Below are 572 nucleotides of genomic sequence, written 5' to 3'. Positions count from 1 at the left end.
CTTCGAGGCATAACGCATTCGTTCCTGTGCCTCTGATATTCTGTAAAGATCAGTGTAGAACTCATCGAAGAGCAAAACGTAAGGCTTTTGTGAAACGTCTAGCTCTGGTGTAAGTGTGTGCTTACTAATTTTAAACAGGGAAAGTAGTGAGTCGACAAGTTTCTCTTCATCCACTTGTTCCCAAGGCGTTTGATAAGTCTCAACCGTTGGGCCTTGCTCATGAAAACGCGTCATTTGATCTAAGCGCCCATGAATTGCGATATAATCTTTGTTGCCGGCCTTACCATCAAGACCATCAATATTTTGGGTGATCAGGTTTTTATCTGCGAGCCAATGGTGCACTTCATTTGGCCCGTGATGGCGATACGTTGCAAAACGATGATAGTACCAAGATAGAAATTCTACCGGGTTTTCGGTGTACATTCGGCGCGTAGCCATTTCCATCGGGGTATAGTTCTTACTGCCAATGGTCCAAAAGCCATCCTCACCTCTAAACGTTGGAATGCCACTTTCTGCGCTAACACCTGCGCCCGTAATATATAAGGTACTCATATTGACTAGCTATTACCTTC

1 protein-coding gene is annotated in these 572 nt (G+C 44.4%); it reads right to left on the bottom strand.

The genetic code is table 11. The features are described from left to right. Positions 1-552, bottom strand: a 552-nt coding sequence (locus A3766_RS05995) for a Sir2 family NAD-dependent protein deacetylase (protein WP_068641915.1), incomplete at its 3' end; no start/stop codon positions are given. Positions 553-572: the final 20 nt, after the last annotated feature.

It is taken from the genome of Oleiphilus sp. HI0132 (assembly GCF_001635845.1).
This window is presented reverse-complemented; position numbering and strand designations above follow the sequence as displayed.